This is a genomic window from Dyella sp. 2HG41-7 (assembly GCF_021390675.1).
Taxonomy (GTDB): Bacteria; Pseudomonadota; Gammaproteobacteria; order Xanthomonadales; family Rhodanobacteraceae; genus Dyella_B.
The window spans coordinates 292,984-317,769 of the sequence record NZ_JAJEJV010000004.1 but is presented as its reverse complement, the minus strand read 5'-3'; the positions used below and the strand labels follow the sequence as shown (position 1 = coordinate 317,769).

Annotated in this window: 23 protein-coding genes and 1 pseudogene; 10 read left to right on the top strand and 14 right to left on the bottom strand. The window is 61.1% G+C overall.

The genetic code is table 11. From position 1 onward, the window contains the following. Nucleotides 1-9: 9 nt before the first annotated feature. From L0U79_RS02775 to L0U79_RS02745, 7 genes are all read right to left on the bottom strand, one after another. On the bottom strand, nt 10-1,338 hold the full coding sequence (locus L0U79_RS02775) for an ABC transporter permease (protein ID WP_233840366.1): 1,329 nt from the start codon (nt 1,336-1,338) through the stop codon (nt 10-12). Between the two features lie 287 nt (nt 1,339-1,625). Further along, on the bottom strand, nt 1,626-2,009 hold the full coding sequence (locus L0U79_RS02770; RefSeq protein ID WP_233840365.1) for a cupin domain-containing protein: 384 nt from the start codon (nt 2,007-2,009) through the stop codon (nt 1,626-1,628). Between the two features lie 28 nt (nt 2,010-2,037). Then, entirely contained in the window at nt 2,038-2,220 is a 183-nt protein-coding gene (locus tag L0U79_RS02765) for a hypothetical protein (RefSeq protein ID WP_233840364.1), read from the bottom strand. A 121-nt stretch (nt 2,221-2,341) separates the two neighbouring features. Next, nucleotides 2,342-3,751, bottom strand: coding sequence for an efflux transporter outer membrane subunit (locus L0U79_RS02760; RefSeq protein WP_233840363.1), 1,410 nt, complete (start codon nt 3,749-3,751; stop codon nt 2,342-2,344). Further along, entirely contained in the window at nt 3,745-4,641 is an 897-nt protein-coding gene (locus L0U79_RS02755) for an efflux RND transporter periplasmic adaptor subunit (protein ID WP_233840362.1), read from the bottom strand. The genes L0U79_RS02760 and L0U79_RS02755 overlap by 7 nt, the downstream gene beginning before the upstream one ends. A 4-nt stretch (nt 4,642-4,645) precedes the next feature. Next, nucleotides 4,646-4,861 (bottom strand): DUF1656 domain-containing protein, encoded by a 216-nt coding sequence (locus L0U79_RS02750; RefSeq protein ID WP_233840361.1) that lies wholly within the window; start codon nt 4,859-4,861, stop codon nt 4,646-4,648. Continuing rightward, nucleotides 4,854-6,923, bottom strand: a complete 2,070-nt coding sequence (locus L0U79_RS02745; protein WP_233840360.1) for an FUSC family protein — start codon at nt 6,921-6,923, stop codon at nt 4,854-4,856. The genes L0U79_RS02750 and L0U79_RS02745 overlap by 8 nt, the downstream gene beginning before the upstream one ends. Before the next feature lie 247 nt (nt 6,924-7,170). Between L0U79_RS02745 and L0U79_RS02740 the strand changes: the two genes are divergently transcribed. Beyond that, nucleotides 7,171-8,049 (top strand): LysR family transcriptional regulator, encoded by an 879-nt coding sequence (locus L0U79_RS02740; RefSeq protein WP_233840359.1) that lies wholly within the window; start codon nt 7,171-7,173, stop codon nt 8,047-8,049. A gap of 15 nt (nt 8,050-8,064) precedes the next feature. Here the strand turns inward: L0U79_RS02740 and L0U79_RS02735 are convergent, their stop codons facing one another. From L0U79_RS02735 to L0U79_RS02725, 3 genes and pseudogenes are all read right to left on the bottom strand, one after another. Beyond that, on the bottom strand, nt 8,065-9,207 hold the full coding sequence (locus tag L0U79_RS02735; protein WP_233840358.1) for a hypothetical protein: 1,143 nt from the start codon (nt 9,205-9,207) through the stop codon (nt 8,065-8,067). A gap of 79 nt (nt 9,208-9,286) precedes the next feature. After that, nucleotides 9,287-10,141 (bottom strand): alpha/beta hydrolase, encoded by an 855-nt coding sequence (locus L0U79_RS02730; protein WP_233843816.1) that lies wholly within the window; start codon nt 10,139-10,141, stop codon nt 9,287-9,289. 75 nt (nt 10,142-10,216) lie between these two features. Continuing rightward, nucleotides 10,217-10,858, bottom strand: a pseudogene (locus L0U79_RS02725) (alpha/beta hydrolase); the annotation flags it as partial. Between the two features lie 155 nt (nt 10,859-11,013). Between L0U79_RS02725 and L0U79_RS02720 the strand changes: the two are divergent. The 7 genes from L0U79_RS02720 to L0U79_RS02690 all read left to right on the top strand — a co-directional run bounded on the left by L0U79_RS02720 (nt 11,014) and on the right by L0U79_RS02690 (nt 16,767). Beyond that, on the top strand, nt 11,014-11,646 hold the full coding sequence (locus L0U79_RS02720) for an ABATE domain-containing protein (protein WP_233840357.1): 633 nt from the start codon (nt 11,014-11,016) through the stop codon (nt 11,644-11,646). A 129-nt stretch (nt 11,647-11,775) separates the two neighbouring features. After that, nucleotides 11,776-12,366 (top strand): RNA polymerase sigma factor, encoded by a 591-nt coding sequence (locus tag L0U79_RS02715; protein ID WP_233840356.1) that lies wholly within the window; start codon nt 11,776-11,778, stop codon nt 12,364-12,366. Continuing rightward, the gene (locus L0U79_RS02710; RefSeq protein WP_233840355.1) at nt 12,363-12,986 is read left to right on the top strand and encodes a zf-HC2 domain-containing protein; all 624 of its coding nucleotides are present in this window, start codon (nt 12,363-12,365) and stop codon (nt 12,984-12,986) included. Before L0U79_RS02715 ends, L0U79_RS02710 begins: the two co-directional genes overlap by 4 nt. Beyond that, the gene (locus L0U79_RS02705) at nt 12,983-14,230 is read left to right on the top strand and encodes a S8 family serine peptidase (protein WP_233840354.1); all 1,248 of its coding nucleotides are present in this window, start codon (nt 12,983-12,985) and stop codon (nt 14,228-14,230) included. Before L0U79_RS02710 ends, L0U79_RS02705 begins: the two co-directional genes overlap by 4 nt. A gap of 24 nt (nt 14,231-14,254) precedes the next feature. After that, a complete protein-coding gene (locus tag L0U79_RS02700) occupies nt 14,255-14,932 on the top strand; it encodes a TorF family putative porin (RefSeq protein ID WP_233840353.1) in 678 nt (225 codons plus the stop codon). A gap of 131 nt (nt 14,933-15,063) precedes the next feature. After that, complete coding sequence (locus L0U79_RS02695; protein WP_233840352.1) at nt 15,064-16,155, top strand: hypothetical protein; 1,092 nt, start codon at nt 15,064-15,066, stop codon at nt 16,153-16,155. A 201-nt stretch (nt 16,156-16,356) separates the two neighbouring features. Next, nucleotides 16,357-16,767, top strand: coding sequence for an RcnB family protein (locus L0U79_RS02690; RefSeq protein WP_233840351.1), 411 nt, complete (start codon nt 16,357-16,359; stop codon nt 16,765-16,767). A 63-nt stretch (nt 16,768-16,830) separates the two neighbouring features. On the opposite strand, the gene asnB is transcribed toward L0U79_RS02690, so the two are convergent. The 3 genes from asnB to L0U79_RS02675 all read right to left on the bottom strand — a co-directional run bounded on the left by asnB (nt 16,831) and on the right by L0U79_RS02675 (nt 21,574). Next, nucleotides 16,831-18,720: an asparagine synthase (glutamine-hydrolyzing) gene (asnB, locus tag L0U79_RS02685; protein ID WP_233840349.1), complete on the bottom strand. Its 1,890-nt coding sequence runs from the start codon at nt 18,718-18,720 to the stop codon at nt 16,831-16,833. A 130-nt stretch (nt 18,721-18,850) separates the two neighbouring features. Next, a complete protein-coding gene (locus L0U79_RS02680) occupies nt 18,851-20,374 on the bottom strand; it encodes a glycosyltransferase family 39 protein (protein WP_233840348.1) in 1,524 nt (507 codons plus the stop codon). A 129-nt stretch (nt 20,375-20,503) separates the two neighbouring features. Next, nucleotides 20,504-21,574: a glycosyltransferase family 9 protein gene (locus tag L0U79_RS02675; protein WP_233840347.1), complete on the bottom strand. Its 1,071-nt coding sequence runs from the start codon at nt 21,572-21,574 to the stop codon at nt 20,504-20,506. A gap of 344 nt (nt 21,575-21,918) precedes the next feature. Here L0U79_RS02675 and L0U79_RS02670 point away from each other — a divergent pair, with 344 nt between their 5' ends. Together L0U79_RS02670 and L0U79_RS02665 are read left to right on the top strand one after the other, a co-directional pair. Continuing rightward, nucleotides 21,919-22,575 carry a response regulator transcription factor gene (locus L0U79_RS02670; RefSeq protein ID WP_233840346.1) on the top strand — a complete coding sequence of 219 codons (657 nt, stop codon included), beginning with the start codon at nt 21,919-21,921 and terminating at the stop codon, nt 22,573-22,575. A gap of 5 nt (nt 22,576-22,580) precedes the next feature. After that, entirely contained in the window at nt 22,581-24,005 is a 1,425-nt protein-coding gene (locus tag L0U79_RS02665; protein WP_233840345.1) for a histidine kinase dimerization/phospho-acceptor domain-containing protein, read from the top strand. On the opposite strand, the gene L0U79_RS02660 is transcribed toward L0U79_RS02665, so the two are convergent. Then, complete coding sequence (locus L0U79_RS02660; RefSeq protein WP_233840344.1) at nt 24,002-24,631, bottom strand: phosphatase PAP2 family protein; 630 nt, start codon at nt 24,629-24,631, stop codon at nt 24,002-24,004. The genes L0U79_RS02665 and L0U79_RS02660 overlap by 4 nt on opposite strands. Nucleotides 24,632-24,786: the final 155 nt, after the last annotated feature.

Here is a 24,786-nt window from a genome sequence, read left to right as displayed (position 1 = left end):
TCGGCACTCTCATAGCGTTTTCAACTGCAGCGCAGGCGCGACACGACTGGCTCGGAACGCAGGCAGCAATCCTGCAAAAAGCGTTGCCGCGATAGCCGCCGCGAAGGTGAGCAGAAACATCGAAAGGTCCAGATGCACCAGATCCGCGTAGGCCGTCGGTTGTCGACGCACGATCCACAAACCCAACAGGGTGAGCAGCCAACCGCCGAAACCGCCCAGCAATCCGATAACCGCCGCCTCCATCAGACATTGCGCGAACACGGCGGTACGCGAGGCGCCGAGCGCTCGCCGCACGCCGATTTCGCCGCCGCGATGCAGAAACTTGGCGAGCAACAGTCCGACGGTGTTGAACAAGCAGATGACGAGGAAGGCGATCGCCAGCCCCGTTTCCAGCTTTACGTCGCTCGGCACCACATGATTGAAATCCAACCATCCCATCAGATTTCTCATGCGGGTATTTCCCGCATGGTTGAAGCGGCCGAGCGACATTTGCTGAGCGGCGTAATCGGTGACGAAACGACGATAGGCGGCGACTTTGGCGTCGTCATTCAATTGCACCCAGAGCGCGACCCATACACATGGCCACTCTTGCTGATTGCTCTGCGCTTTGATGTCAAAGGCGTGCCAGCACGTAAAGGGCATGAATTGATTACCGACGACGTCTTGCCCAGTCGAGAACGGGATCATGATGTCCTCGGGCCTCATATAGAAATCCGCCGTATCGCCGTCGGCGAACCGTCCACCGCTCACTGAATAAAACAGCGGCGAGGGACGCCAAGGCTTGAGTACGCCAATGATGCGCAGAGCGCTATCTCGAACGCGCAGCATATGGCCGACGCTGTCTGCGCCGCCGAACAGCTTTTTGTTGAGATCGTCGGAGATCACCACGTCTCTGGCGCGCGATTCGTCGTCCGCCGCGCTCCAGGCTTGGCCGTATTGAAACGGAACATCGAACATCGAGAAGAAATCGGCGGTCGTGGCCAGCAGATGCAGTTTTAGCGCTGGGCTATGCGTGTCCGATGCCACCACGTGAATATCGGCATTGGCGATAAGCGTCTGGCGATCGGCGCGATGCGCGGACCAAAGGTCGAATGCCGAGTGGTAATCCATCTCGTCGGGCGGCTCGTTACTGTCCTTGTCGTCGCCAATGGGATCGACCTGCGGATAGAAAATATGCGCGCTGCGCCCCGGCAGCGGATCGCCGGTGAGAATATGCATCACGGTAAGCGTAGTCATGCTCGCGCCGATGCCGACGGCAATCGCCAGTATCATCAATGCGGTAAGCACCTTGTTGCGTTTCAAGCTGTGAAACGCCATGAGCATGTAATAGCCGAACATTCCCTCTCCTTACGCCCCATCCGTCGTGCGTGTTCGCTCGGGAGCCCGCGGAACGACCTTGCGACCGTCCGCACGGCTCACAAGGCAGAACAGCAATCCATGTGCCAAGGCGACGCCGCTTAAAAAGGCGCTTATACATCAATACGATGCATGCCTCGTTCGTGAAAAAAGGAGTGTCCGCGGACATACGGGCGGACAAGCGGACATAAACGGGTTGGTGCGGCTGCTAGCAGCGGTGACATTCGATATGTGCATGGCTCCTCCGCAAGCAATCGTCGACCGGATGATTAGGATTCCGGTTTTTCGAGACTGTGATCGGTGGGTTGCGGCGTGATCGTCATGACCTTCAACCGTTCGGAATTTTCAAAGCGGTGCCAGACGCCTTGAGGCACGACGACAAGTTCGTTTTCGGTGAGAAAGACGCGTTCTTCCTTGTCGTGGATCAGCAGGATCGCGGTCGTGCTTCCTTCGAGCACCATCACCAGTTCGTCGCCGTTCGGATGGCGCTCCCATTCGCTGGAGCCGGAGTAGTAGCTCACGAACATGCCGCCGTCGCGATACGGCGCGACTTCGGCGAACCAGTCGGCGGGTTGATCGCCAAACGCCATCGCCGGCGTTCGGCCAGGCAAATGCCTGACGCTGGACAACACTTCGGTGAGTGACTTTTTCATGGGTAACGCACGCCGCTCTTCAACACGGTTATCGGCTGTCTTCGCGCTTTGCTTTGCGCAACAGCGTAGCGCCCAGTGTTACAAACACGACTGCCACACCCATAAATCCATACGACGACGGGTGTTGGCCAAAGATGGCGAGCAGAAAAAAGATGCTGCCGCTGGCGATATAGAGATAGCCGCTGCGCCTTGTGGTTTGAGCGTTGGACATGATTCTTCCGTGTTTGTGGATTTCTAAAGCCATGAGGGGTCATGGCCCACAAATACGGTATTCGCGTTGGTTCGAATTTGAAAGTGGATTTTCGGATCGGGCTCCGCGCGGAGCGGTCGACTTATTGCCAGCCTCCGCCTAGCGCCAGAAGGACCTCGATTTGGTCACGATTGAGTGTGGTTTGCCCGTCGGCGACCGCTTGTTCGGCTAACCATCGGTCGCGCTCCGCCGCCAGGAAAGTAAGGCTATCGATGCGTCCGCCCTTTTTCAGTTCTTCGGTCTGTGTGGCGCGCAATAGTGCGCTGTCGCGCGCTTCGCGCAGCGAGTCTTGTCGTTGCAAATCGGCGGCATAGTTGTCGAGCGATACTTCGACTTCGCGCAACGCATTCAAGACCGTGCCATCGAATGCCGCAAGGCTTGTATGGCTTTGCGCGTTAGCCTCGTCGATGCGTGCGCGCACCGCATTTCGATTCACGTTCCAGCTGATGCTGGGACCAAGGGCGAAGCGGTTGGTGTATCCGGTTAGCGCATCGTCCGCCTTGCCGGTGGAACCCACCGACGCGCCGAGTTTGATGTCGGGATACAGCGCCGCCGTGGCGATGCCAATGCGTGCCGTCGCGGCAGCGAGGCGACGCTCGGCCGCGCGTACATCGGGGCGTCGCTTGAGCAAGGCTTGTCCGTTGCCGATGGGAAGCGGTTGGTTCAAGCGAAGTGGCGAGCTGCATGTAAGAAGCGCGCGATCGTATTCCTCGGGCGGCCGTCCTGCGAGCGTCGCCAGGCGGAATGCGGCGTTGCGCTGCACGGCTTCGAGTTTCGGCAGCTGCGCCTGCGCCGTCGCCACTACATCGTGCTGCCGTTGATTTTCGATGGGCGATACGCGTCCGCGCGCCACCGACACTGCAGTCAATTGCGCGTAGCGCTGTTCGACCGCGATCCGCTGTTTGGCGAGCGTCAGTTCGTGTCCCGCGTTGCACATGTCGGCATACGCTAGCGCCGTATCGGCCACCACGTTGACGCGCACCAAGTCGCGCGCCGCCGCAGCGGCTTCGTCATCCGCGCTGGCGGCTTCTTCGCCGCGACGGATGGCGCCGAAGAGATCGAGGTCGTAGCTGATCGATAGGCCCCCGTTGTAATTTTGATACGGCTCGACGCCGACGCGTTTCAACACCGATTCCTCGGAAGGATGCGTCCAGGCCGTGGCCGCGTCCACGCTGCCCGCGAATTGCTGCGCGTTCGCCTCGTCTTGCATGGCGTGGCTGCGTTGGAGATTCGCCTCCGCCACGCGAAGCTGCGTATTGGCGGCCAGCGTTTGCGCGATCAAGCGGTCAAGCACGGGATCGTCGTAGAGTTTCCACCATTGGCCCGGCAACACCGACGCGGTAGTCGCCGTCGAGCTGGAGACAAAGTCGCCTTGCGCAGCCGGTGCGTTGAACGATGCATTCGCCGGAAGACGGTAGTTCGGACCGACCGCCGCACAACCGGCGACAACCACGCATCCACACAACACGAATAAACGTTTCGCGCTCACCATGACCGCCAACCTTTCGGCGCACTGGGCGAATGCACGACGACGGTGGCCGTCTGTCCGGGTACCAGCCGAATGCCCGACGGCACGTTGTCGATGGCGATACGCACCGGGATGCGTTGCGCCAGACGCACCCATGTAAACGCGGGATTGACGTCGGCGAGCTTGGCGATGTCGCCGCTGCGTTCGCGGTCTTCGATGGCCGAGGCGATGCTTTCGACATGGCCACGAATTTCGCCGGACACGCCCATCAGGTGAATGCTCACAGCGTCATTGAGATGGATGCGCTGCAGCTTGGTTTCTTCGAAATAGCCTTCCACGCGCAAGGACGACGTATCGACCAGCGCAAGCGCCGGCTTGCCCACCGTGAGATAGATGCCAGGTTGCAGCGTCATATTGGCGACCTGCCCGCTGACCGGCGCGCGGATCACGGTGCGGTCGAGATTGAGTTGCGCCAAGTCGCGCGCGGCGACGGCCTGATCCACGGCCATGCGCAGTTGCTCGACCTTGGTTTGGCCTTGTTCGATGACCTCGCTCGCCACCACGTTCGACATCGCGCGATTGCGCCGATCTTCGCGAATGGCTTGCGCAAGCGATGCGCGCAGGTTGCCGAGACTCGCTTGCGCCTGTTGCAGCGCCAGCGTGTAGCGCAAGGGATCGACCACCAGGAGCACCTGGCCTTTTTGCACAGTTTGGTTGTCGTGCACGCAAACGTGCGTAATCAAACCGGCGACATCGGTGGCGACGGGCACGATATCGGCTAGCACTTTGCCGTCGCGTGTCACGGGTTCGACTTGATAGCGCAGCCACAACGCGCGTACGGCGAGCAGCAACGCAGCGATCGCCAGCAGCGTAAAGAGCACGCGTACGATCTTCATGATCCAGCGATTGGTCACGACTTTATCCATAGTTGAAAAACGTATCGGCGCCCACGGTCAGGCCCCACCACAACAGCGCGAATAGCGCGATTTCCAGCACGCCCGCGTGGCCGAACACGCGGGTCCACGTCCAGCGCTGAAACAGGCCGCGCAGCAGATGCGCGCAGACGCCCGCGATAACGGCCCATACCAAAGCGGCGGGCACGTACACGCCCAACACATGCAGTTCTTCAAGCATGGCTATGCATCCTCGGCGGCGGCGCCGCGGGGAACAGGTTGCAGCGCATGCCCACCAGGGCGAGCAATGCCGGGTGGGTCGGCGGCGTGGAATCCGACGCACTCATGGCTGCAATGGCCAGATCGATGCGATCGAGCAATTCGAATGGCGGCGGCAGCAGCGCGCCTTTTCGTGCGCGTCGCTGAAACAACAACGCGATGCCGTCCAACACATCGTCGAGCGATGCTAGGAGCGATGCCGGCACGGTCGACAGCGAACTGCGAATCGCGATGACGTTGCGGCCGATGCGCAAATCCGCCAAACCGTCGGCCGCATGCAACATATCGTCGCCTTCCGCGACCGCCATGCGCGCCGCGATTTGGCCCAGACGGTCGACCGCCATGCCGGTCCAATGCGCAGCGCGAAACGGGCGCGCTAGCGTGGCCATCTGACCGATCTCGATCCAGTTGAGGCGCACCATGCGCTTCGCCGTCCAGCGCACATTGACCGAACGGAACATCTTCGCCACCACGATGGTGGCGACAATGCCACCCATTTGCGCGAGACCGACATTGATAAAGGTCGCGAAGTCCGCCACGAAGCGATCCAGAAAACCCAATGCTACGATCAAGCAGGAAAACATCGGCAACGCGCGCGCCGACAATGACGGGCTTGCTTGAACGTAACCGATCGCCAACAACGCCGGCGCCAGCGTAACGATCAACATTAGGTAGCCATCGACGCGGGGCAGCACCGCGAACAGATAGAACGCTGCGAGCGGAAATGTCAGCAAGGTGGCGCCGAGATAACGACCCAGCACGGGCGCAGGATCGTCTTGCGCGGCGAACGAACAGGTAATCAGCGCCGCGAAGGCGGCGGTGGCGGAGCCCGCGGGCCACGCAAGCAAAATCCACACGGCGCAATACAACACAATGGCGGTGGCGGTCGCCAACCCCGCCAGCATGGCCAGGCCGTGATCACGCGCGAGCGGAAAGCGCTTCTCGCGCGTTTTGCTTTTCTTTTTTTCCGGCTCGGCGACAGGCTTGTCCATATGGTGCGCAAGCCGGCACGCCTCGGCATAGGCGTCGACGAATTCGGCCACGCGCGTACACAAGCTCGCGGTCAGCAGGTCGCGCCATGTTGGCGGCGTATTGCGCTGGTTTGCCATATCGCGGCAGCGGATCGCCAATGCGCGGCCGGCGGCGTGATCGTCGTGCGCCGGCTCGGCCAGCCATGTGCGAATGTCGTCGATCAACGTATTCAGCGCGGAATCCAATGGCGCCATCGCGCTGAGCATATCGAGTCGATTGGCGCCGGCCGACGCGAGCGGCAGGATCGTCGACAGTTGTTTCTGCAAGCCCAGCACGATGCGCCGACCCGCGCTGGCCGGCCGCTGATCGAACGGCAGATGGATGGCGATCATGCCGAGTTCGGCGATATCCGTCGCCAGCTTACGGCGATGTTCGTATTCCAGCTGCGTGTGACGTTGGCCCAAGGCATCGCGCGTCCAGCGTGCGGCGTCAGCCAAGAATGCGCGCGCGCGGTTGCGAATGACCGGCGTCACGCTCCATGGCTGCAACAAGCCATGCACCATGCTGACGCTGACGATCGCCACGGTCATTTCCTCCACGCGCGAGATCGTGGTGGTAAAGACGTCGGCCGGATCGTCCAGATACGGAAAGCTGATAACGGACGTACTGAACGCGGCCATCTGGAACAGAAAAGCGCGCGGCGTGCGATCCAGCACCGCGAGGTAAATGCAAAAGCCCGTCCACGCGGCCATGCAGAGCACCAGCAACTCGGGCGCGTGCTGAAGATTGGGCACCAGCACGATGGATACCGTCGCGCCCGTCAGAATGCCGCCCAGGCGATAGAGAATTTTCGGTCGAAACGCGCCCGCCATTGGCTGCGCGGTCACGTAGACGGTGAGCAACGCCCACCATGGGCGCGGCAGGCTGGCCTCGAACGCGATGCCGAGCGTGATGGCCGCAGCGATAAAGCTGCTCACGGTAAACAGCAGTTTTTGCGGATCGAACAGAAACAGCGAGCGCGGCGAGAACGCCGCCCGGGCGGTGGCGGACATAACGAGTGAAAGTTGGAAGCGGGTGGGGTCGACGACAGGGCCGCAGAACGGCGGGCGATAGTGTGCCCGAAGAAAGCGATTTCGCTCAGATCAAAATATTGCTTGTTATCAGCAATAAAACTGCGGCTAAAGCGGGCATATGCACGCGCGCCGCATGCTTATGCTCGCGCGTTCAGCAACTAGACGTTCAGCAAATACAAGAAAAATAATAGAATTGAACGTGCATTCAAGAATAAAAGTTTGATAGATGGACATCAGCGCCGCGCGCACGTTTCTGGAAATCGTCAAGACCGGCAGCTTTGTCAGCGCCGCCGCCAACCTCAACCTGACGCAGACGGCGGTGAGCGCGCGCATTCGCGTGCTGGAAGAACAACTCGATTGTCCGCTGTTCGTGCGCAACAAAGCGGGCGCGCGACTGACTGCTTCTGGCGAGCAGTTTCTGCGTTTCGCCTCCACGATGGTGCAAGTGTGGGAGCACGCGCGTAAATCGGTGGCGCTGCCGCCCGGTCGCGAAATGGTGGTGTCGATCGGGGCCGAGTTGAGTTTGTGGGATCCGTTTTTGCGCGATTGGCTGGTGTGGATGCGGCATGCGTGCCCGGAGTTCGCGGTCAGCGCGGAAATCGACGAGGCCGAGCGCTTGGTGGACCGCGTTCAGGAAGGATTGCTCGACGTCGCCATCGTCTACGCCGCCCCGCAACGCCCGGGCGTGATCGCCGAATTGTTGTTCGAAGAAAAACTGGTGATGGTCAGCACCACGCCGGTGAGTCGCAAACGTCCATTACGGCCGGAAGATCACGTGCGCATCGATTGGGGCGATGCGTTTGCGGCGAGTTATCAGGCGGCGTTTCCGGATCACCCCAACCCCGTAGTGTCCATCAGCTATGGGCCGTTGGCGCTCGATTACATTCTGGCGATGGGCGGCAGCGGCTATTTTCGACAGGGTTTTGTGCGTCCTTATCTGGACGACGGACGCCTTGTGCCGGTGCCCGACAGTCCGGAGTTCTCCTACTCGGCGTATGCGGTGCATTCGGCGAAGGCGGACAAAGGCGTGATGGAACGCATCCGCACCGGCTTGCGCGCCGTGGCGCCGAAGGCGGCGGAGGAACGTGTTCGCCCACGCCATTGATGCGCGCGCGGCGCTTTAGTTCGGCGTCGGCACGAATTGCACGTGTTGTGCGTCGAACAGTGTCGCGACGAGCGTTCGGCCGTCCGACAGAAAAACGAGTTCACGCGGAAAGCCGGCAGCGGACACGCTGATCAACTTGGTTTTCGCAGGGCCGTCGATATCGCTCAAGCCGGCCAGCGCGCCGGCAGTGTCGTCGCCGAAGCGGCTGGATAGCGCCACCCAAACTTGTTTGCCATCCGGACGAGCAACGACACCGACCGGACTGGCGCCGATGGGAAAACTGCCGACGCCAGTTTCTTTGTTTCCCTTCAACCAAGCGTCCGCGTCGATTCTCAGCAGCGCGTTGCCGCCGCGCGCGGTGATCCAAAGATCTTTTCCGTTCGGCGATACCGCCACGCGTACCGGATTGCATCCGGCGGCCAGCGCGGCCACGACGGCATGCGCCGGATCGTTGCTGGCCTTGCCCAGGTCGATGCGGAAAACCAACCCTTGTGGATGCATTTTCCCGCGCGGCTGTTCCGGTTTGCAGATCGCCGGCATGCTGTCCGGGCCGCGTTGCGCGGTGGCATAGAGCCAGCGTCCATCCGGCGAAAACGCCAGACCCACCGGGGCTGTTGCCGTGGGAATACGGCCGATCAAGACATCGCCGTCGACCGTCCCTTGGCGCGCTTTGGCAAAGTCGAACACGCTGAGCCGCATGGCGTATTCGTCGGAAACGAACAGCGTTTTGTCATCCGGGCTGATCGCCGCGTAGACGGCGCCGGCCTTGCTGCCATCCGACACCACGCCGAGCACTGCGTTGCTATCGCCTTGCTCCAGGCGCAATACATCCAGCAACGACGTGTTGTCGTCGCCGGAGACAACCAAGGTGCGTCCGTCGTGCGAAAGCGCCGCGCCCAACGCCGGATGCTTAAGCGCAACGGTATGATCGACGGCGAAGCTTCCATTCTTGTTGCGCAAGACGGCCACCGAGCCGTGGCCTTTGCCGTCGACGACAGACACGAACAGCCAGCAGCTGTCTGCCGTCGGTATCGCCGAAAACGGATGCCCCGGCACCGCGACGCTGGTCGCTTGATTCGGAGCGGCGCATGCCGATGCATCCGCTTTCGCCATCGCCAACAAGCCCAAGAGACCGATCAGAAGACAAACGGCTTTCATCGCCTTGCACGTCCTGTGTGGATGGTTGGAGCTGCACTCTACCCAATACGCGATGAAGGTAATAAGTCGGCTTTACGTGTCACGCCGCAAAGAAGTCGCGAATGGCCTCGGCAATATCTTTCGCGTGCGTCTCCAGCGCGAAGTGTCCGGTGTCGAAGAAGCGAACCTGCGCATCGGCGATATCGCGCTTGAACGCCTCCGCGCCGGGCGGCAGAAAGAATGGATCGTTTTTGCCCCATACCGCGAGGAAACGTGGGAGATTCGCACGAAAGTAAGCCTGGAATTCGGGATAAAGCGCGACGTTGCTTTGGTAGTCGAGGAACAAATCCAACTGGATGTCGTGGGCGCCCTGGCGTGCGAGGTAGAACGTATCGAGCGCAATGCCGTCGGGTGAAACGAGCGATTCGTCCGCCACGCCGTGCGTGTATTGCCAACGCGTCGCTTCCGGTGCGAGAAAACCGCGCAAGGCTTCGCGATTCGCATCCGACGGATTTTTCCAATACGCCTGAATCGGATTCCATCCCTCGCTCAAGCCTTCTACGTACGCATTGCCGTTTTGCGAAATGATGCCAGCGATGCGTTCCGGATGTTTCACCGCGATGCGAAATCCGGTCGGTGCGCCGTAATCGAAGACATAAACGATAAAGCGATCGAAGCCCACGACTTCGGTAAAGCGATCGATCACCTTGGCGATATTGTCGAAGGTGTACGCAAATTGTTCGCGCGGCGGCATATCGGATTGACCGAAGCCCGGCAGATCCGGCGCAACGATATGGAAGTGTTCGCTGAGCTGCGGAATCAGATCGCGGAACATATGGCCCGCGCTCGGGAATCCGTGCAGCAATAGCAGTTTCGGTTTATCCGGCGAGCCGGCTTCGCGATAGAAGACGTTGAATCCGTCGACGTTGGCGCGGCGATAGCGAATGGCGTTCATGGTGTTTGCTCCAGGGGATAGGGGGTTCGCGGCGATGTGTTGCAGGGCGTCGTCGATGACTTTTTCGACGAGATCGGGCGCGGTGACGCTGGGGACGTGATCGACGGGAAATGCGCTGATGCGCGCGTTGATGCGTTCGGCGACGAAGCGCTGGGTTTGCGCGGGGATCATCAGATCCTGCTCCGCCAGCAGGTACCACGCGGGCACGTCTTTCCAGCGCGGACGACCGACCGGCACCGTGATGCTGGACGGCGAAATGGGTGGCTGCGTCATCGCCAGCGCGTGTTGTTCTTGCGGCGTGGCGTGTTGCGCGAAGACGGTGGCGAAGGCGTCGTCGGGAAGGCGAATCATCCCGTCGCTACCTGGTGCGAGTGGCGGGACTTTGTCGTCATGCCCATAACGATTGAAGACCTCGCCAACCGTTTCGCCTTCGTCCGGCGCAATGCCGGCGATGTAGACCAGCGCCTGCACCTTGGGCGATTGCGTCGCCGAGATCACGGCGCCCGCATAGGCGTGTCCAACGAGAACAACCGGCCCGTCGATGCGGGCGAGCACGCCATCGAGCGCCGCGACATCATCGGCGAGGCTCGACAAGGGCGACTTGAAAGTAACTGCCTTGATACCTTTTGAGTGGAGTCGTTCGACGACCTTACTCCAACTCGATTCGCCTGCCCAGGCGCCGTGGGCCAGGACCACCGTGGGTTTATTGTTAGCCATATCAGCCGCTCCTTTCGCGTGATGGTTCGGAAGGCGGGCGGCCTTAACGCTTGAAATGACTGTAACCGCCTCAATGTGTGTTTGAAGGTTATTCTCGACAAAGTAACTTGTCAAGCGCCAATTTGGCGGTTACTTTGGCCGCCAGGAGACATGCCATGACCCAGTCCGTTCCCGCCCTCTTCATCGCCGACTCGCCCGGACTGGATTTCCTCAATTCGGTCGCCACACCCGTGGACACGCCGGTCGACTGGCTGGACGACGGCGAAGGCCTGCTGATCTGGCTGCAGCAGGCGCAGCTGGTGCCCGAGGACACGCTTGCTGCGATGAAGTCGCGCGCGTTGCCGGGCGAGATCGACCGGCTGGCGGACCAGGCGCGCGACTTGCGCGAGTGGTTCCGCAGCTTTGTGCGGGAACACAAAGGGCAACCGCTGACACCTTCCGATGTACTGGCGCTGGAGCCGCTCAATCGATTGCTGAAGCGCAACGAAGGTTTCGACGAAGTGATCGCCGAGTCAGGCGACGCGTCGAACGCGTTTCGCTTGATTCGCTCGCGCCGTTGGAATTCGCCGGAAACGCTGCTGTTGCCGATCGCCGAAGCGATGGCGCGGCTGGTGTGCGAGGAAGACTTCACACACGTGAAAGCCTGCGAAGGCCCGACCTGCACCTTGTTGTTCGCCGATCACACGCGCGGACATGCGCGCCGCTGGTGCAGCATGTCGATGTGCGGCAATCGCGCGAAGCAGGCGGCGCACCGGCGCCGGCTGAAATCGACATCGCCCGAGGCGTGATGTTTTCGCGCATGCACGAACACGGCTAAACGCGTATTTCGCCAGCTGTTTTCGACGCCAAACCGATTGAACCGGAATGCCGTTGGGGGGTATGAACTAGCATCAGAAACGGTGCTTTGAGGACGGCCCATGCGTAGATCGCGGGTGGATCCGACCGGGCGGGGAGACGACGTCCGCGCCGACGACGAAGCCGCGCTGCTGGGTCGCGTGGCGGCGGAGTCGCGCGACGCGTTCGAAAAACTCTATCGCCTATACATTCCCCGCCTGCAGCGCTTTGTGCGCGGCGTGACCAAGCAACCAGCGCTGACGGATGAAATCATCGACGACACCATGATGGTGGTGTGGCGCAAAGCCTATACGTTCAATCACGCCTCGAAGGTGTCGACGTGGATACTCGCCATTGCGTATCGCCAATCGTTGAAAGCGCTCAAGCGACTTGGCCAATGGGAAAACCCTGAAACTTACGAAGCGACCGATATCGCCGCGCCCGGCCCCGACGACACGCTGCAACAGCAGGAACTTCGCCAGCATCTGGATGCGGCGCTCGGCACGCTGTCGCCGGAGCAACGCGCGGTGATGGAACTGACGTATTACTTCGGTTACGCCTGCCGTGAAATCGCCGAGATCATGGGTTGCCCGGTCGACACGGTCAAAACACGCATGTTCTACGCGCGACGCAAACTCAAGCTGTCGTTGGCGTCGCAACGGGAGGCCATATGAATGGTCGAGTGATCAAGTTTGAAGGATCGGTGCATGCGGAAGCCGATCGCCTCCTGCCCTGGTACGTCAACGGAACGCTGGCCGACGACCAACGCCTGCACGTGGAGCAGCACCTGGTCGAATGCGCGCAATGCCAACGCGAAGCGGCGTGGTTGCGTACCGTGCAGGAGGAACTCGCAGGCGATGAAGTCGACAACGAAGCACCGTCGAAAACGCAACATCTGCATCGCCGCATGGGTACGCGACGCCATACGTGGCCCGCGCCTTCGGCGTGGCGACGTCGCGGCAAGCAACTGGCGTGGCTGGCGGCCGTGCAAGCCGTGGCGATCGTTGCGCTGGGCGTCACGGTGTTTCATCAACAACACACGAACTACCACACGCTGAGCGCGCCGAACGACAAAGGTTCGTTGCTGGTGGTGGTGTTCGATTCCCACATTACCGAAGCGCAGATGCGCCAGCTGGTGCGCGTGAACGATGCGCGCATCGTCGGCGGTCCCACGGAAAGCGGCGCCTACATCGTTCGCGTGCCCGATGCGCGCGAAGCCGCAGCGAGAAAGATGTTGCAGGATTCGGGACAAGTGACCTTGGTCGAAGATCTTGGATCGGGCGGCATTCCATGAAGCGCGTTTTGCCCGTGCTGATTGCCTTGTGCGCGTTCGCGCTCTGCACGACCGTGCGCGCGGAAACGCAACCGCCGTCGCAAGTGTTGGTGATGCTGCGCATGGCGCCGCCGCATCTGCATGCGATGGATGACTACGCAGCCACCTATACCGCCTCGCCCGACGAAACGGCGCGTCGTCGCATCGCGCGCGAACTCGCGCGCCAGTACGGCCTTGAATTGGTCGACAGTTGGCCGATGCCCGATCTTGGTGTCGATTGCTTCGTCATGCGCGTCGGCGCCGGCATGTCGGCGGACGATATCGCCAAAGCGCTGACGAAAGATGTGCGTGTGGAATCGGCCGAACCACGCGTGGCGTTTCACACGCTCGCGAAAGGCGATCCGCTGTTTTCGCTGCAGCCTACCGCGATGCAATGGCATCTGGCCGAATTGCATGCGTTGACCACAGGCAAGGACATTGCCGTGGCGGAAGTGGATAGTGGCGTCGACACCTCCAATCCCGATCTCACCGGTCAGGTGGTGGAGCAAAAGAATTTCGTGGATGACGGCGCGTATCGCGCGGATCTGCACGGCACCGAAGTGGCCGGCATCATCGTTGCGCGCGAAGGCAACGGCGTCGGCATCGCCGGTGTTGCGCCAGAAGCCAGGCTGCTTGCGCTGCGCGCGTGCTGGCAAACATCCAACGACGATGCGGCGTCGACCTGCGACAGCTTCACGTTAGCAAAGGCCTTGCAGTACGCATTGGAAAAGCATGCGCAGATCATCAATTTAAGCTTGGCCGGGCCGGATGATCGACTGTTGCAACGATTGCTGGATGTAGCGTTTTCGCGCCATGTCACCGTCGTGAGCGCGGTGGACGACGCGGTGACGGATGGCGGATTTCCCTCTTCTTATCCCGGCGTGGTGGCGGTTGCCGGCGAAGGAAGCATGGGTCCAAATGCCGACGTCTTGCACGCGCCCAGCGAAGATATCCCCACGACCCAACCCGGGGAACGCTGGGACTTCGTCAAGGGATCGTCGTTCGCAGCGGCCGAAGTCAGTGGATTGGTCGCCTTGATCCGCCAGCTCTCACCGAGTATCACCGCTGCGCAGTTGCATGACGCACTGCATGCGAGAACTGCGTTAGGCTTGGCCTCAATGCGGCCAGTCACGATCGATGCATGCGCGGCCGTGGCGCAAGTGAGCCATCGTTGCACTTGCGACTGCGCCATCGCGCATGCCTCCGAAGGGGTGCCGCGCCGATGAGTACGCCTCGTGTTACGAACGGTCGTGGCAGTTCTTGTCGCCGTGTGTGCGCTGCAGTCTCAGGCGCAGGTCACGGGCAGCGCCACCTTCGTTTCCGATTATCGTTTTCGCGGCGTATCGCTCAGCGACGATCGGCCAGCGGCACAACTTGCGATCGACTACGACTTGCCGGCGAGCGGCTGGTATGCGGGCGGCATGCTTTCCAGCGCGCGACTCGATGCGACGCACACCGTACAACTGCTTGCCTACGGCGGGCATGCGTGGCGCATTTCTCCCAACCTCAGTTGGGAAACCGGCGTGCGCTATACGCGATTCACGGGACACGACAGCTACGCGTATGGGGAAGCCTACGTCGGCGTGGCGTTCAAACAACTTGTCGGCCGCGTGTATTACGCGCCGAACTATTTCAACGCGAATTATCCGGTGTGGTACGCGGAACTCAACGACAGCCATGCGTTGTTCGGAAATTGGTATGCGTTCGCGCATGCCGGTTATCTGCGGCGCAACGGCAGCGTGGAGGAGTATCACACCAGCCGTTTTCGTTCCGACGTACGGGCCGGCATCGGTTACGCGCTCGATCCGTGGAACTTCCAGCTGAGCTGGGCCACGGCGCGCGGCGCGCCCGATGTCGTGTTTGGTTATCCAGAAGCGATGAATGTCACTCGCGACGCCTGGATGCTTAGCGTGTCGTATGCGTGGTGATGCTATGGGCAACGACGCTTAATTAAATCGATTTCATCGTAACGACTAATAGCTCTTCTCACACGTGCAGTGAGAAGCGGGGGCGCTTGCGCCTTCGACTTCAAACTTCATCCCACAAGGAGGGATTTGACATGGTACGCACTGTGTTGCAAACGAAGCTCGTTCATTCCATTGTCACGGCCTTGGTCGTCTTGGGGGTGGCGACGGGCGTCCTGTATTCACGAGCCGCCGCCGCACAGGACGACAATGGCCATATCCTGATCGCCGATCAATTCAACAATCGCGTGATCGAGGTGGATCGCAAGACGCATCAAGTCGTCTGGCATTTCGGCAACGGTTCCGATCTGCCCGGTCCGCATAGCGTGGTGGGCGTCAACGATGCGGAACGCTTCGGTCCGCTCACGCTGATTTCCGGCACCGGCACGCCGCCGGGTGGTTTGCCGGGATGTTCGGATCCGGTCAACGGTTGTCCGGACAATCGCGTGTTTATCGTCGATCCGAACGGCAACATTCTTTGGCAGTACGGCCAAGCCGGCGTCGGCGGATCAGGGCCCAATCAATTGAATACGCCAGTGCAGGCGCTTTTCACGATCGGGTTTCCGCATCATCTGGGCGCGCACGTGCTGATTGCGGATCAAGCCAACGAACGCATCATTCTGGTTGGCCTGAATCATCATATCGATTGGCAGTACGGCACGACCGGCGTGGCGGGCAACGGTCCGAATCAACTCAACAACCCCAATAGCGGAGAAGTGCTGGAGAACGGGCATATTCTGATTGCCGACGAAAGCAACAATCGCGTGATCGAAGTGACGGTAGGCGGAAATATCGTCAAGACGTTCACGGCAGGCGGCAGCGTCAGCGGCGCGGCGTTTGCGAGCCGGCTGCCCAATGGCGATACCTTGATCAGCGATTCGAACAACAACCGCATCGTGGAAGTAAACGGCAACGATCAAGTGGTGTGGCAGTACTTCACCAACACGCAAGCGGGCAGCAATCCGTCACCGGCGCCGACGCGCGCGGTACGCTTGCACAACGGCGATACGCTTATCAGCGATCAGTTCAATAACCGCGTGATCGAAGTCAACCATGCGGGACAAATCGTCTTCCAACAAGGCGAACTCAATGTCATGGGTGACGGTTTCAATCAGCTCAATGGACCGTACGACGCGAAGCAGATCGGCGACTTCACCGGACTGACGCCACCCTTTGATATTTTCTGACCAGTGCATGAATGTTTCACATGAAAGCCCCACTCTGTTGAGTGGGGCTTTGCTTATCTGAAAATTGAGAAAATGCTCACATTGATGTCAACGAATAGACGGATGCCATTCAGGCGATTCCGATAGTCTCACCATCGCGGACCAACCACCGCAACATCCCGCCCGGTTTAAAATCGGGTGTCCACGGGGAGATACCTACTTATGAAACGACATCTGCTTGCGCTGGCCCTGCTTTCTTCCATTCCGTTGGTGATGACCGCCACGGCTGCCATGGCACAAGACCAAGATCATGGCTGGCAGCAAGACGATCATGGATACGATCACGACCACGGTCATGACCACGACCACGATCGCGATCGTCACGACGACCACGGTTGGCGCGACGACGATCACCACGATCACGGCCGCCACGTCGGTTGGGATCGTCACTATCGTCGCGGCGAGTATCTGCCGGAGCGTTATCGCGGCCCGGACTACTACGTCGTCGACTATCCGCGCTATCGCCTGTACGCGCCGCCGCAAGGTTATCGCTGGGTTCGCAGCGACGACGGCGGATTCGTGCTTGTCGCCGTCGCGACGGGACTGATCATCAACGAAATCTTGAATCCCTGATTCTGCGTTAGATTCGTTGCGTCGATCTTCGAGGCCCCTCCCTTGTGGAGGGGCTTCGTTTTTTCAGGACGACTGCGCCAGCACGCTTTCGTGTTCCACCGAACGCGTCGCGCGTTCGCCATGAAACCATTGCAGCCATTCGCTCAATACGATCAAGGTCCAGATCGCGCGCGCATGATCGGCGACGCGCGTTTGGTGCTCGTTGAACAGCGCCATCGCGGCGGCCGAGTCGATGCCGACCGAGGCGAGTTCGCCGCCGGACAGATGCGCCAGCGCCCAATCGCGCAACGGGCCGCGCAACCAGCTCGCCAACGGCACGGACAAACCGCGCTTGCGTCGCGTCACGACTTCTTTGGGCAGATAGTCCAACGCGTAGCGCTTGAGAAATACCTTGGTGGTGAGACCGCGCACGCGCGCTTCCAGCGGTAGCGTGGCGGCGAATTCGATCACGCTTTGATCCAGGAACGGCGCGCGAATTTCCACGCCGTGCAGCATCGCGCCGCGGTCGGCTTTCGCCATCAGCGCATCCGGCAGGGAATGCTCGAAGTCGTAGCGTTGAATGGTGTCGATCAATCGCGATGCGTCGTGCTGCGTGTTATCCGTGGGCGGATCGATACCGAGCCGGCGCTGCCAGATCGGCGGCACACTGGCGACCCACAACAGGTGACGCGCAAGACCATCGAGATCTTGCCCGCGAATAAATCGCTTCAACAAAAACGACAGCGTGACTTTCTTGTCGCTGGTCGGCAGCGCTTCGATGGTCCGTTGCGCCAGCGCTTTCACCGGTCCTGGCAAGTTGGCGTAATAACCGGCCCAGCGCGCGCCAAGATAGGTGGGATAGCCGCCGAACAATTCGTCCGCGCCTTCGCCGGCCAACAACAAACGCACATCTTGCGAGGCGCGCTGCGTGATCAGCGACAGCGGTATCCACGCCGGATCGGCGAGCGGTTCGCCGGTGGAACGCACCAGTTCGCGCAGCATGCGCGGCACGTCTTGCGCGGAAACGCTGACGTCGATGAAATCGCAGCCCATATCGTGGGCTAGCTGCTTGGCGAACGCGCCTTCGTCGAATGAGGATTCGTCGAAACGAATGCAATACGCCGAGATTTTTTTCTCTGGACGAACACTGCGCGCCACCGCCGTCATCAAGGCCGAATCGATGCCGCCGCTCAGCAGCACGCCGTAATCGACGTCGATATCGCTCTGGCGACGCACCGCTTCGCGGAAAATCGGATCGAACGATTGCGTCGTCGGCGCGACGGTCGGCTTAGCGCTGGGGAAATCCCAGTAACGCATATGACGAATGCCGGTGGGTTCGATCACCACCATCTCGCCCGGACTGACTTTGCGCACGTGCTTGAGCGGACTCATCGGCGACGGGCAATAACCCGAGCGCAGATAGTGCGCGATGCTGGCGGGATCGATCTGCATATCCGGCTTGCACGCTTTCACCAGCGCGGCCAGTTCCGAGGCGAAGTACACCGTCTGATCGATCACCGCGTAATACAAGTGACGTTCGCCGGCGCGATCGCGGGCGAGAATCAAACGTTGATGGCGGCCGTCCCATAGCGCGAGCGCGAACACGCCCTGCACGTGCTCCAGGAACGACAAGCCTTTTTCCAGATACAACGGCGCGAGCACGGCGATGTCCGTGCTCTGCGGCATGTCGTGCCCGGCGTCGGCCAGCTCACGACGCAGTTCGCGGTGATTGTCGATTTCGCCGTTGCAGGCGACGATCACGCCGGCTTCGTATTCCAGCAGCGGCGGCTGATGCTGATCCACGCCGCGAATCGCGAGGCGGTTGGTGGCCATAGCCAGGTTGGCACGCGAAATATAGGCATCGCCGTGCGGGCCGCGGTGCGCCAGGGCCTCGAGCATCGTTTTGGCTTTCTGCTCAAGGTGCGGAAGCGGATGTCCTCCATCCCGACTCAAGAGACCGCAAATTCCACACATGTCAAAAATGCTCTGATCGAAGCGGCGGGCGTCGTCGGCCCTCGTCTGGCGATTGTAATGGATGGGGGTTATTGGGACCCGAACGAAGGCCGACATTAGCCCCTCCCCCTCCGGGACGCGGGAGAGGGAGTTAGAGCGCGATCAGCTTGAGCGGGCTCTTCCGCCAGGCGCCCAGATCCTCGACATGGCCCGGACACCGCGTCAGCGCGGGCGCGATGGCCTCCGAGCCCAGGTCGGGATCGATCACCACCAGCGCCGTACCCGCATTGTGCAAGGCGTGGCAGAGCGCTTCCGGGCCCTGCGGCGCCAGCAAGGGAATGCCATACACCGGCTTGCCCAGGTACATGCGTAGCCCCCAGGGGGTGGCTTCTTCGATGGTGTAATCCAGCGGAGTGTTTTCGACAAAGATGATCGCCTGGTAGCGCTCTGGATGCGTGGCCGCCGCCAGCTCCTGCGCCGCGATGCGGTTGTCGTTGAGCGAATGCACGCCGTACGCGGCGCCCGCTTTCACCGCCAGCAACACCACCATCCATACGCCCAGCAACACTTTCTGCTTGGTCTGACGCAGATCGACCCGATGACGCAGCTCGAACGCCAACAGCAAGGCCAGCGGAAGGAACAGCGGCAGCATGTACAGCGGCAGGCGCGACTGCACCAAACAGAAGAGCACGAACGGAATCAGAAACCACAGCACCAGAAACGATTCGACGGCATGGTTGTTCTTCCATTCGCTCCATTGCGCCGAAGAAGCGCAACGGCGAATCATGCGACCCACGGCCGGCCACCACGGCAGCAACCCCAGACCCAACACCGGTACGTAAATCTTGATCCAACCGAACCATCCGGCGTTGCGGTGATGCGACGCGGTGAAGATGCGGTTGTAGACCTCCTGATGCAGAAAGTAGTGCAGCAACCCTGCGTAACGCACCACCACCACCAGATACCAGGACAGCCCGATCAACAGGAACAGCACGATGCCGCTCCACGGGAAAAAGCGCCCCAAGCCGCGCCAGCCGTCGCGATGCGCGATAAACGGAATGATCGCCAGCAGCGGAATCAAACCCGGCGGCCCTTTGGTGAGAAACGCCAGGCCCCAGCCGATCCACATCAGCAGTACGTAACGCTTGCGCCCTTGTTCGCGCTCGTCGAACGCCGCGCGCAAAAAGCCCAGCATCGCCAACGCTTCGCACACGGTGAGAAACGCATCCGTGCTGACCGCATTGCTGGCCACGAACGGCGCCAGCGCACAGCCGTAGATCAGCGCGGGCAGCCACGGTTTTTCAGGAATCAGTCGACGGCCGATGGCGTAGGCAATCAGCAACATCAGCACGTACGCCAGCGCATACGGCGCGCGCACCGCCCAGCTGTTGCGACCGAACACTTTGATCGACGCGGCGATCACCCAATAGGTGGTCGGCGGCTTGGAGAAATTCACTTCGTCCGGGCTGTACGCCGGCGCGAGATAGTTGCCGGTGTCGAGCATCTGCAGCGCGGCGACGGTGTAGCGACCTTCGTCGGGACTCCACAGACCGCGCGTACCCTGAAACGCGAAACCGAGCAGCAGGCCGAAGCAGATCAAAGCGATCAGCGGCCAGCGTGTGGCGTGCTCGGTGTTGGGCCACAAGCGGTTTTCCATGATGCGGTCGTTCGGCATGTGGGGGTTCCAAAAAAGCGCCACAGGCCGTCGATGCGCGTCGGCAGGCGGGGCGGTCGATGGTTTCGCAGGCGTGAGCGCCTGCGCCGTGCTTATCGGGCAAGCCCAAGCCCGCGATTGTAAGCGACCCTAAGGGTGCGCGTGCTGCGGCTCCGCCGACGTCTCCTCGGAGGCCTGCACCCCGAACAGATCGGGAAACGCCTGCACGACACGACGCGCTGCGTCTTGGGGCGAGATATCGCTGGTGATCAACGCGCTGCTGCGGCTGCCGTACGGGCCGTAGACCTTGGCGTCGGTCACCTGGAACATGCCCACCGTCGGCACGCGCGATGCGGCCGCTAGATGCATCACGCCGCAGTCGGCGCTGATCATCAGATCCACCGCCGCCATCACCGCGCCCATGCGCCGGATGCTGCTGGAGTAATAACTGGGCAAGCGCGAACCGAGCATCGAGCGGCCATGCGCCGGGACGATCTCGACGAGGTCGCTGCGGGGCGACAACTCTTGCAAGGTCGCGATGAAATCGTTCCACCATTCGGTGGGATAACGCTTGCGGCCGGTGGCGTCGGCAAAGATGCCGATGGTGCCGGTGGCGCGACGCGGCGGAAGCTCCGACAGCAGCTCGCGCAGCACCGCCTTGCCGTTCGCGCGCTCGCCTTCGGTAAGGCGGATATCCATCGCCGGGAAACCCAGCGATTCGCTCTGCGCCGACGGCGAAAACCAACGCGCCAGCGCCACGGGGCGCTTGGCCATATGGTTGGGCGCCATCGCCTCCGGCACCACGTGGGTCAGATTCGGCGCCTTGCCGGGCTCGCCGAAACCGAGCTTGTACGTGCCGCGGAAAATGCGCGCAAGCGTGCGACTGAAACCGGAGCCGATGCACGGGTCAATGATCAGGTCGTAGTTCGTCTTGCGAATCCGAGAAATCAGCGAGAGGAAACTTACCGGATGCTTGAACCCGCGCCGCGGCAGGCAATACACGTTTTTGACGCTGAAATAGGTGGCGAACACATCCGCGGCCAGCGGACCTTCCGCCACGATGTCGATCTCCGCGCCTTTATACAAACGCTCCAGTTCGGCGATCAGCGGCGTCATCAGCAGCATGTTGCCCAGCCGATGATTCGGCCGGCAAACGAGGATGCGATAGACACCTTGCCTGGGAATGGCGCCGGCGCGCGAGTCGGTAGCGGTAGCGTTCAAATAACACCTGACGAAAGGGTGGCTGCACAGTGGCGTCTGACCATCGTGACCGATCGACACTTCGGGTGTCTTTCGTGGTCACGTGGCGGCGCGTCCCTGGCAGTACGGCTAAGGAGTGTGGATCGGCAAACTTAGTGCAAACTTATCGATTCGTTATCGGACCGTGCACGTCCAAGCGTAGCCGAATAGCGGCGCAAATTCGGCCCCGGCGAAAGCCTCGCGTCAGTCAGGCGAAAGATTTTGCTCCCTTGCTATAGTTCGGAAAAAACGGTCATGGCGCGCCAGCCGCACGACCATGCACCTGCATCAAGCTTGCGGAGGGGGTCGTTCTGAACGTTCTGATCGTGGAAGACTCCGCGCGACTGCGCGACTCGCTGGGGCGCGGACTCACCGCCTCGGGATTCACCGTGGATGTCGCGGCCAACGGCACGGCCGCCTGCCAGCATCTGGATACCTACGAATACGAGCTGATCGTGCTGGACTTGGGCCTGCCCGGCGTCGACGGTTTTGGCGTGCTGCGCCATATCCAGGGACGTGCATCGCGCCCGCGCGTGTTGGTGCTGTCGGCGCGCGACCAGACCGCCGATCGCGTGGACGCGCTGAATCGCGGCGCGGACGATTACCTCGTCAAACCCTTTTCCTTCGACGAACTGGTGGCGCGTCTGCATGCTTTGGGTCGTCGCTCGAAGGATGCGCAAACGCCGCAATTGACGGTCGGCTCGCTGAACCTCGATCCGGTCGCGCGCGTTGTGCAGGTGAACGACACATCGCTTTCGCTGACGCCGCGCGAGTTTTCGTTGCTGGAATTGTTGCTGCGGCATCGCGGGCGCGCCTTTTCACGCAGCGAAATTCTGGAGCGCCTGGCGGGCAACGAATCGAACGCATCGGACCGCAGCGTGGAAGTACTCGTCTTCGGTCTGCGGCGCAAACTTGAGCCGGTCGGCATGAGCGATCTGGTGCATACGCGGCGCGGCTTCGGTTACGTGATACCGAAAGGCTGATCGTCATGACGATCCGGTCATCACTGTTCGCACGCACGCTGTCGCTGCGGTTCCGCATCACGCTGCTGGTGATTTTGGCGATTGTCGTGATCCTCGGCACGGCCACGCTGGTGATCGACTACCGGGTGGACAACGAAGTCGCGCAGCGCGCGGACGCCAATCTGCTGGAACGCGCGCAAGCGCTGGCGGATATTTTCAACACGCAAAACAAAGCGTCGTCGTCGCGCTTTCCCTCTTACCGCATTCCCACCTTTTTGGCGGACAGCGGCACGGTGTTGTTTCATATCGATTGCCACGATCAGCACGTGGTGTCGTCCGACGACGCGGCGTCGCTGGCGTGGCCGGCGCTGTCGCAGGGGCAATCGGTCGCCTTCGCGGATATCGTGCAGCCGCACGATATGGACTTGCGCGCGATTACCTTGCGCTTCTCGCCCGAATCGCATTTCACGCGCGGTCTTGCGCCCGATGGCAGCGTAAAACTCGCCAGCACCGCCGACGCGGCATCGGGCTGCCTGCTTGGATTGGCGGTCGATCGCAGTGAAGTGCTGGATTTCCAGGAATCGATGGATCGCATCGAACTGGGCTGCGTGGTGTTGGGATTCCTGGCCGTCGCGATCCTGGCGCCGCTCTTGGTGATGCGCGGGCTGCGCCCGTTGTCCGGCTTGGCCAAAGCCATGGAACGCATCGGCCCCGAGACGCCAAGCGTGCGCCTGGCGGACATGCGCATCACGGAACTGTCGCCGTTGACCGCACGCTTCAACGAGGTGTTGTCGCGCATGGAAGAAGGGTTGTTGCGCGAACGTCAATTCGCCAGCGGCGTGGCGCACGAATTGCGTACGCCCTTGGCCGAGCTTCGCACCGCCATCGAAGTGGAATTGCGCTATCCCAGCGGCCGCGACACGCATGCGATCCTTACCGATCTGGGCGAGGTCGGTACGAAGATGGAGCGCATCGTCACCGCGCTTTTGATGCTGACGCGTATCGAGGCGGGCATCGAAAAGCTCAGCGTGCAGCAGGTCGATGTTTCCGCGTTGACGCAGGCGTTGATCGAACGGCACGGAGATCGCGTACGCCAACATGCGCTGACGTTACGTACGGATATTGCGTCTGCCATCGTTTGGAATGCCGACCCAACTTTGCTTGATGTCGTGCTTGGCAATCTGTTGAGCAATGCGCTGACATACGCGTCCACGGGCAGCACCGTGGTCGTGCAATGCTCGCTGCTCGGTTGGTCGGTGATGAACGCCGCGCCGGATCTCAGCGCCGAAGATGTGCTGCGCATGAAGCAGCGCTTTTGGCGCAAAGGGAAAGATGCCGGCGTGCACACTGGGCTTGGCCTGGTGTTGGCCGCATCCGCCGCACATGCGCAATCGCTGCGCCTCACGCTTTCGCTAAACGAAGGGCACTTACTCGCGAGCGTGACGCCCTAAGGCTTGAAATGGTGAATAAACCCGACCTGGAAACCGCCCGGCAACCAGCTCAGGATCAACGGCGAATGGCGGCGCGATGCGTATATACCGAAACCCACGCCCATCGCCGCACCGACCACCACATCGCTTTGCCAATGCGCGCGCGCTTTGACGCGTGCGACCGCATCGTAGGCAGGCAATAGCGCAAGCGCGTACACCGCAGGATGATCCTGGCCATAGGTCGCCATAAACGGCGTTACTGCGGCGGAGATCGCCGAGACTTCGCCGCTTGGAAAACTTTGCGCGTGCGTTCCTTTAAAAAACAGATCGGGGTTGGAGGTCTGCGACGGACGTTCGCGCTGGAACGAATATTTCATCGCCTCGGTGGTGACGCCGGTGAACACCATCGCATCCACCGAACGCCATAAGGTATCGCCGAACGTATCCTGATCGCCGAACGCCAACGCGCCAACGCCGACGCCGGCCACCGTGCCGTAGAGCAAACCCAGTTGCGCGTTGCGATTCCAAATGCCGGAATTATCGTAGGCGACGCGATGATCGATGCCGAGAAATCCCCCGCCCGCAAAGGCGTTTTCCGAGATCAAACTGGCCGCCGACAGCGCGGCCAGAAACGGCAAGGCGCGCACGATGCAACTCCCGAGGCCTCCATCGAGGAAACCTCGCTAACCTATCGACCATAGGCGTTCGTTCTTTCGATTCGCTTAGGCGTCGGTGAAAATTGCGATGCACGCGCACGGCAACGATGTGCGTTGCAGTCAACGTTCATGAACCTCATCGCGTT